At 68.9% G+C, this 8,545-nt stretch carries 8 protein-coding genes; 2 read left to right on the plus strand and 6 right to left on the minus strand.

All coding sequences use genetic code 11. The features are described from left to right. The 5 genes from HZB86_07285 to HZB86_07305 all read right to left on the minus strand — a co-directional run. Positions 1–607, minus strand: a 607-nt coding sequence (locus HZB86_07285; GenBank protein ID MBI5905341.1) for an MBL fold metallo-hydrolase, incomplete at its 3' end; no start/stop codon positions are given. 35 nt (positions 608–642) lie between these two features. Further along, positions 643–1,899 (minus strand): sodium:proton antiporter, encoded by a 1,257-nt coding sequence (locus tag HZB86_07290; GenBank protein ID MBI5905342.1) that lies wholly within the window; start codon positions 1,897–1,899, stop codon positions 643–645. 33 nt (positions 1,900–1,932) lie between these two features. Beyond that, positions 1,933–2,763 (minus strand): universal stress protein, encoded by an 831-nt coding sequence (locus HZB86_07295; protein ID MBI5905343.1) that lies wholly within the window; start codon positions 2,761–2,763, stop codon positions 1,933–1,935. A 1-nt stretch (position 2,764) separates the two neighbouring features. Next, a complete protein-coding gene (gene selD, locus HZB86_07300) occupies positions 2,765–3,892 on the minus strand; it encodes a selenide, water dikinase SelD (protein MBI5905344.1) in 1,128 nt (375 codons plus the stop codon). Between the two features lie 27 nt (positions 3,893–3,919). Then, entirely contained in the window at positions 3,920–4,399 is a 480-nt protein-coding gene (locus tag HZB86_07305) for a GyrI-like domain-containing protein (GenBank protein ID MBI5905345.1), read from the minus strand. 323 nt (positions 4,400–4,722) lie between these two features. Here HZB86_07305 and HZB86_07310 point away from each other — a divergent pair, with 323 nt between their 5' ends. Continuing rightward, positions 4,723–5,946 carry an OFA family MFS transporter gene (locus tag HZB86_07310; GenBank protein MBI5905346.1) on the plus strand — a complete coding sequence of 408 codons (1,224 nt, stop codon included), beginning with the start codon at positions 4,723–4,725 and terminating at the stop codon, positions 5,944–5,946. 63 nt (positions 5,947–6,009) lie between these two features. Here the strand turns inward: HZB86_07310 and HZB86_07315 are convergent, their stop codons facing one another. Continuing rightward, positions 6,010–7,110: a histone deacetylase gene (locus HZB86_07315; protein ID MBI5905347.1), complete on the minus strand. Its 1,101-nt coding sequence runs from the start codon at positions 7,108–7,110 to the stop codon at positions 6,010–6,012. Positions 7,111–7,886: 776 nt separating this feature from the next. On the opposite strand from HZB86_07315, the gene HZB86_07320 reads away from it, so the two are divergent. Further along, positions 7,887–8,545: CapA family protein (locus tag HZB86_07320; GenBank protein MBI5905348.1), on the plus strand; the 659-nt coding region annotated here is incomplete at its 3' end.

Here is an 8,545-nt window from a genome sequence, read left to right on the forward strand (position 1 = left end):
CCGGGTGGCAGCAGCCGGTGATGGTGACGATCCCCTTCCCCTCGACGTTGACGTAGAGCACCTGCTCCCCGCGGGTCTTGAGGAAGATCGGCTGGTCGAAGACGACGGAGGCGCAGCCGGGGAACAGGAGGTGCGCGCCGGGGGGCATCTCCTCCACGGTTCCCGTGTGGCCGGACCGTTTCAGCAGCTCCAGGCTCCGGGCGGAGAATCCGGACGGGATCATCAGCTTCACGTCGGGGCGGTATTTGACGACGGCGGGCATCCCCCAGAAATGGTCCACGTGCTCGTGGGTCACGTAGACGAAGTCGATCTTCCCGCCGGCCAGGAGCCGGTCCACCCCCTCGCGGCGGAACACCGCGTCCATGTACGCGACGTCCCAGCCGACGTCCATCAGGATCCTCCACGGCCGGCCGTCGCCCGCGACGGCCTCGACCAGCGCCGACACCCCGGCGGCGTTCCCCGGCGTCCACTTCACGTCGAACTGGTCTGCCGACAGCCCGCCCGCCTCGCGCACGTCCAGACGCATCCGCGCGTTGTCGTGCCACGACAGCTCGGACAGGCACCGCACGGTCAGCGCCTTCGCGGTCCCCAACGCCAGCTTCCCCATCGGTCGCCTCCTCGAATGTCTTCCCTTATATTACCTTAGAAGAATACGAGGGTGATCAATGCGAAGACGGGGAGGAGGACGGTGCACGACCAGGCCATGTAGCCGAGGAACGACGGCATCCGGACCCCCGCCTCCTCCGCGATCGCCTTCACCATGAAGTTGGGGGCGTTGCCGATGTAGGTGTTGGCCCCCATGAAGACGGAGCCGGCGCTGATCGCCCGCAGGACCGGCGGGGAGACCCCCGCCACCAGCCGCTCCCCTCCCAGCCCCTGCGCCAGGCTGAAGAAGGTGAGGTACGTGGGGGCGTTGTCCAGGAAGGAGGAGAGCGCCCCGGACGCCCAGAAGAATTGCGCGGGGGACGTCACGCCCAGCTCGCCGCCGCGGGCCTGCAGGATGAGCAGCGCGGGGATCATGGTGGCGAAGATCCCGGCGAACAGGATGGCCACCTCCGCGATCGGGTGGTACGTGAACTCGTTCTCCTCCCGGATCTTCGCGGGGGTTTTCCAGACGGATACGGCCGCGGCGGCCGCCATCCCGATCTCCCGCCACGGGGTCGGAAGGAAGACCGCCCCGATCACCGCCGCGAGCAGAAGGATGTTGATCTTCCCGTCCACCGACACCGGGACCCTCTCCCCCCCCGCCGGCTCCTCCCGGAGCTCCCCCGTCGCGCCCGCCTCGACCGCCTCGAGCGCACGGGCGCGCCGGTCGACGATGTAGAAGATCCCGATCACCAGGCCGCAGGCGGATAGCCACAGCGGCCAAAGAGCGCGCAGCGGCCACAGGAACGGGACGCCCCGCAGGTACCCGAGGAAGAGCGGCGGGTCGCCGATCGCCGTCAGCGCCCCCCCGACGTTCGCGACGATGAAGATGAAGAAGACCACCACGTGGGCCGCCCGCCGGCGGTGGGCGTTCGCCCGCAGCAGCGGCCGGATCAGGAGCATCGAGGCCCCGGTGGTCCCGAGGACGTTGGCCATCAACGCGCCCGCGCCGAGGGCCGCGCAGTTGATCCCCGGGGTCGCGCGCAGCGTCCCCCGCAGGAGGATCCCTCCCGACACGGTGAAGAGGCTCCCCAGGAGCACGAGGAAGGAGACGTACTCCGTGACGGCGTGGAGCAGCTCGCGCGGGGCGCGGACGAGGAAGAACAGCGCCACCGGCAGGCCGAGCGCCAGGCACACCTTCCCGTAGTGGCGCGCCCAGAAACCGGCCGCGACCAGCGGAAACAGGGCGATCGCAAGGAGAAGGCAGGCGAACGGGAGAACCGACCAGACCGGGAGGGAGAGGCCGATGGCGATCCGATCGGCGGCGGTCACGGTCGACCCGCCGCCCTACATGTACAGGAACAGGTGACGGCGGCCCTCCTCGAGGAGACGGCCGGTGACCGAGTGCCCCAGCAGGTCGTCCCACCAGTGCTCCCCCCACCCGCCCAGGACGACGACGTCCGCGCCTTCCGCCTCGCAGAACGCGGAGAACGCCTCGAGCCGGGGACCGGGGATCACCCGTTCCTCCCACGCCGGATATCCCGCGTCGGCCAGGAGCTCCCGCGGGCCGGAGAGACGCGCCTCCCCCGCCGCGCGGGAGTCGTCGACGGCGAGGAGGATTCCGCGGGACACGGACTTCCACAGGGAGAGGCGCGCCATCGCACCGATGGCGCGCTCCGTGCGGGGCCCGCCGCCGCACCCCAGCACCACCGTGCGCACCGGCCGGAACGGGGAGCACGCGAGCAGGACCGGGATCCCGCCGTCCCGCATCACCGAAAGGACCAGCCGGCCCGGGGCGTCGCCCTGGTCCGGGTCGAAGTGGGAGGCCGCGGCCGACACCAGCACGTCGAACCCGCCCGCCGCGGCGATGAGCTCCCGCTCCGGCTCCCCCTCCCGAACCTCTCCCTTCGCCGGGACCCCGGCGTCCGCAACGATCCGGGTCGCCTCCCGGACCGACGCCGTCCCCTCGGCCGTCATCCGCTTCTCCACCTCGTCGGCCGCGTGGCGGGCCAGGTGGAAGGCCCCCGGCCGGGCGCCTTCCTCGATCCGCCGGATCTCCCCCCGGTCCACGATCGAGAGGACCCGGATCGACCCGCCGTGCGACTTCGCAACGTCGACCGCCAGGGTGAGGGCGTCCCGGAAGGAGGGGCCCCGGAAGACCGGCAGGAGGACGTTCACGTCAGATCACCGTCAACCGCTGCAGATCGAGGTCCCCCCCCGCGTGCGTCCGGCCGATCCTCCACGCCCCCTCGCCTTCCCGCCGAAGCGCGTCGCACAGCGCATCGGCGGAAGCCGCGGGGACGAACATCAGGAGCCCCCCGGAGGTCTGCGGGTCGGCGAGCAGAAGCGCCTCCTCCGTGGAAATCATGGGAGGGAACCGGACCCGGCCGGCCTGGTGGGCGACGGTGTCGCGCACTCCTCCCGGGATCGGCGGCCGGCCGAACGCGCGGTGGACCCATCCGGACCCGGGAAACCCCCTGGCGCCGGTCAAGGCGTCGATCCGCCGGCACTTGAGAAGCTCCCGGACGCCCGGGAAGAACGGGATGTCCGCGTGCCGGATCTCGGCGACCAGCCCGCTGCCTTCCAGCACCTCGAGGAGGTGGCCCGTGAGGCCGAACCCGGTGACGTCGGTGGCGGTGGAGATGCCGACCTCCCGCCCCGCCCTGGCGGCGCCGGCGTTGAGACGCGACATCGACGCGATCACCGACGCTTCCGTCGCCTTCGGGCAGACCCCCCACCGGATCGCGGTGGTCGCCACCCCGGTCCCGAGCGGCTTCGTGAGTATGATTTCGTCCCCCGGCTTCGCGCCCCGGTTGTGCCAGACCCGGTCGGGGTGCACCCTCCCCGTCACGGCGAGGCCGAACTTGGGGACGTCGTCCTTGACCGTGTGCCCCCCGATGATGCAGATCCCGGCCTCCTTCGCCTTCGCCGCGGCTCCCGCCATCACGTCCGCCAGGAGCGGAAGCGTCTTCGCGTCGTCGGGGAAGGCGGCGATCGCGAGGGCGTAGAGCGGCTCCCCGCCCATCGCGTAGACGTCGCTCAAGGAGTTCGCGGCGGCCACCTCGCCGTAGGTGTACGGGTCGTCCACGATCGGGGTGAAGAAGTCGAGGGTGGCGATCAGCGCCTGGTCGTCCGACATCCGGAACACTCCGGCGTCGTCGGAGTGGCTGCTTCCGACCAGCACCCGCGGATCGTCGGGCGGCGGGAGGGCGGACAGTATCCGGGCAAGGACCCCCTGCCCCAATTTCGACGCTCAACCGGCGCAGGACGACAGGTGGGTCAGGAAGATCTTCTCTCGGTCGCTCAAGCTCCCCGGTGCCTCCGGCGCCGCCCGTCAGGCCGCGACACGGATGGGAACCTGGATCTCGGTCAGCATGTCGTCCTGGCTCCCCCCCGAATGCGGCTCGGGCGCGACGAAAAACAGTTCGCGGGTCTCCCCGATCGCCTCGTACCGGTTCTCCCGGAGCCAGTCTAACACTTTTTCATACGTGCACTGGATCCACTCGTACGGCCCCCGGTGGACGAACACGGCGACCACCGTCTCCGGAAGATCGACGATCTCCGTGCCCGGGACCTCCCGGTCGGGGTCCTCGTTCAGGGGAAAGAGGACCCGGTACTCCGAGTGGAACGCGTCGGGGATCCGGATCGCGCCTTCGCGCAGGCCCAGAGCGGGCTGGCGGAACATCAGCCTCCACTCCATCGCCTTGTCGTAGAGCCGGGTGAGCGCCGAGTCCACCCCCCAGAGCGACAGGTTCCCGCTGATGCCGATGGCCCGGATCCGGGGTACGGTCCGTATCTCGTGAAAGGGTGTCATCGGGATCCTCCTTCCGTGCCGGTTTCCCTACACCCTGAGATGGCGCGGCAAGCCCCCGCCGATTCCCGCCGGGAAGGGATTTCCGAACAGCGGGTTTGCAACCTCCCGTGAAATCGACAATAAAACTGCGTTTAGAAAATCGCTTGACACCCGTTTTCCGGTTGGGGTACAAAATAGGGAAATCATATTTTACAGAGTAAAACCGCTATCCCCGAAAGGAGGTGGACCCGGTACGTATCGACAACGCAAGGGGACCGTTGGGTTGATGGAGTATCAGGGAGCAAGGGTCAACACGAGATAAACCGGAAGGAGGGGGAAACAGAATGGCAGAGGAGAAGTTGACGAACCGGTGGTTGATGGTTGCCGCGGCGTTGGTGCTCCAGCTGTGCCTTGGCGTTCTGTACGCCTGGTCGGTGTTCCGCGCACCGCTGATGAAACAGTTCGGCTGGACGGTCAAGGAGGCGGGCTACCCGCTGATGGCGTCGTTCTTCTTCTTCGCGGTGGGGATGATCGTCGCCGGGCGGTGGCAGGACAAGGCTGGCCCGAGGAAGGTCGCCATCGTCGGCGGCGTTCTTCTGGCCGCGGGTTGCATCCTGGCCGGCGCGATCGGCCAGACGGTCGGCGGGATGGTCTTCGCGTACGGCATCCTCGGCGGCCTGGGCGTCGGGTTCGCCTACGTGACCCCGATCGCCACCTGCATCAAGTGGTTCCCCGACATGAGAGGGACCATCACCGGCCTCGCGGTGTTCGGCTTCGGCGCCGGCACCCTGGTCTTCGGGCCGCTGATCAACAAGCTCATCAGCAGCATGGGGTTGTCCCAGACGTTCTTCGCGGTCGGGGCGATCATGCTCGTGTGCGTCTGCGGCGCGGGCTCCATGTTCAAGGTCCCGCCCGCCGGCTACAAGCCGGCCGGCTGGAATCCTCCGGCGGCGGCGGCCGCCACGGTCACCAAGGCCGACTGGACCCCGAACGAGATCATCGGGAACGGCCAGTTCTACGTCCTCTGGCTCATCTACCTGTTCGGCGCGGCGGCGGGCCTCATGATCATCGGGCAGGCCGTTCCCATCGGGCTGGAAGTGGCCAAGCTCGACAAGGCGGTCGCGGCGGGCGGTCTCGGCACGATGGCGCTTCTGAACGGCCTCGGCCGGCTGGTCCACGGGTCGATCTCCGACAAGCTGGGCCGGAAGAACACCGTCATCCTGTGCTTCTGCGAATACCTCGTGGCGTTCCTGCTGCTGCTCCCGAACGCCGACACGTTCACCAAGTGGCTCGTCGGAATCTGCATCGTGGGGTTCTCCTACGGCGGATACCTGGCCATCATGCCCTCGATCACGGCCGACTACTTCGGCACGAAGTCGCTGGGCGCGAACTACGGTTACCTGTTCACGGCGTGGGGCGTCGCAGGCGTGTGCGGCCCCTTCATGATCGACGCGATCAAGTCGTCGACGGGCGCCTTCACGAACGCGATGTACTACATCTCGGTCGCGTGCGTCGCGGGCATCGTCCTGGTCTTCATCTCCAAGAAGCCGGAATTCAAGGGAGCCTGATCCGGATTCCCTTTTCCCGGCTTTCGCGGCACGGAAAGGCCCCTCCCCGAGGGGCCTTTCCTTTTATTGCCTCCCCTGCAGGGTCCGGATGTGGGCGAGCGCGGACGAGACGAGCGTGTCGCCCCGGTATCCGCCTTCCAGCACCGAGACCACCCGCCCCTGGCAGTGCCGGTCCGCGATCGCAAGGAGCGCCCGCGTCATGTGGACGTACCCTTCCTCGGTGCACTCCAGGTCCGCCACGGGGTCGTCCCTGTGCGCATCGAAGCCGGCGGACAGAAGGATCAGCTCCGGCCAGAACGCCTCCACGGCGGGCACGACCTCGCGATCGAACTCCTCGATCAGCTCCCGGTCCCCCGCGTGCGGCACCAGCGGGACGTTGAGCGTCGCCCCCACCCCCGCTCCCTTCCCCTTCTCCATCCGGCGGCCGGTTCCCGGGTAGCAGAATGAAGGGTGTTCATGGATGCTGACGAAGAGCGTCTCCGGGTCCTCCGCGAACAGATCCTGGGTCCCGTTGCCGTGGTGGACGTCCCAGTCGACGATGCAGATCCGGGAGATCCCGTAGGCGGAGCGGGCGTAGGCGGCCCCGACGGCCACGTTGTTCACGAAGCAGAACCCCATCGCCGAGTCGCGTCCCGCGTGGTGCCCCGGCGGCCGCACGGCGCAGAAGACGTTGTCGGCCCGGTCGGTGAACACGGCGTCGATCCCCGCCATCACCCCGCCGGCCGCCAGCAGCGCGGCGTCGTAGCTCCCGGCGCCGATCGCGCAGTCCTGGGTGGCGAAGTACCGGTCGCCCCGCTCGACCGCACCCCGGAACGACTCGAGGTACGCCGGGTCGTGGACGGCGTGGAGCGCCTCCATCCCGGGGGTGTACGGTTCCAGGAGGATCAGGCTTTCGAGCATCCCCTCCCGGCGGATCGCCTCGCCCAGCATCGAAAGCCGTTTCGGCCCCTCGGGGTGGCCGGCCGGCGTCCCGTGCGAAAGGTACGCATCCGACCCGACGAACCCGGTGCGCCTCGGCGTGTCCGTGTAGATCACCTTGTGGCCGTCCCACGGGTCCGCGCACAGGAGGAACGCCTTCCCGAGGGGGAAATGGAACAGGTCGGTGTGCGTGTCGTCCCGGCGTAAGGTGTAGTACCCTTCCCGGTTCCGCCAGAGGGGGATCATCAGGTCCCGCCGGAAGGCGGCGACGTCGGTCATGTGGGTGAGCCGCCGCACCTCCTGCTCCTCCACCGGGAGGCCCAGGTCGCGGACCAGTGCGAGGAGCCGGTCCCGCATCTCCTGGAACCGCTCGCGGTCGGTGCAGTCGAACCCCTCCTTCGCCCAGTAATATTTCCCCACCGAAAGGGACGCCTTCAGGCGGAAGAGGTGGAAACCGAGGTCGTGGAAGAGGCGTTCGTAGAGTCGGAAGAGGGAGGAGGCGTACCCGGTGCTCTGCGCGGTGAGGGCGATCCCCTCGATGTAGACCACCCTCCGGCCCGGACGCGTCGGGAACGGGAGCCACCGCACGACCCGGTCCCGCTCGCGGTACAGGGCGAGGGTCATGTGGCCGACCGCTTCCTCCCCGCGCGTGATCTGGCAATCGTACAGGAGCCGCCCGCTCCCGAACAGCAGGAGCCCCTCGGAGTGCGTGAACCCGTGCACCTCGGGGGAAAGGAAGCCAAGGAGATCTCCGGGGGAGACGCGGTGGGCGAAGAGGTCCCGCCAGAGGGAAATCATGCGGTGGGCGGGCGGCGGCTTGCGGATGAGGAACGGAGACCCCTTGCCGCTCTTCTTCAGGACAGACGGGTTCAACTCCGCGCCGAAGAGCCGGTTCGCGGAGATCAGCCGGTCGAACCCGTCCACGATGTCGCGTTCCGGGATGGGCTCCCCGGCCCACCCGGCCCGCGTGCCGTTTTCCGTCATTGCCCCCCCGTGAGCGTCCTCATTAGAGGATGGACCGCATGCCGGCGCGCCCGGGACGGGCGGAGGACAACGGGATGGCGGGAGACGCGCGGGCGGTCATCCGGATCGCCGCCGTGGGCGACGTGATGATGGGTACCACCTTCCCGGAGGAGATCCTGCCGCCGGAGGACGGGGCGACGCTGTTCCGGGCGGTTCGACCGCTCCTCTCCGGGCACGACGTCGTCTTCGGCAACCTCGAGGGGCCGCTGACCGACGTGGAAAAATCGCCCAAGTGTCCCAATCCGCGCCGCAACGGACGCCCCTGCTTCGCCTTCCGCACCCCGCCGCGCTACGTCCGGCTTCTTTCGACGGCGGGATTCACGGCGATGAACGTCGCCAACAACCATTCGCTCGACTTCGGGATGGAGGGGCTGGACAACACCCTGTCCGTGCTCGACGAATCGGGGATCCGGCCGGTCGGCGGGGAGCGGGTCGCGCGGTTCACGATCGCCGGGAAACGGGTGGCGGTCGCCGGCTTCTCCTACTCCCTCCGGACGAGGTATGTTCACCCGCTGCTGGACCTCGACCGGGCACGGGAGATCGTGGCGGAGTTGAAGAGCGCGAACGACTTGGTCGTCGTTTCGTTCCACGGGGGGGCGGAAGGGGCGGACGCGATGCGGGTCGCCGACGCCGACGAGACGTTCCTGGGGGAGGAGCG

The organism is Deltaproteobacteria bacterium, assembly GCA_016234845.1.
GTDB lineage: Bacteria > Desulfobacterota > Deferrimicrobia > Deferrimicrobiales > Deferrimicrobiaceae > JACRNP01.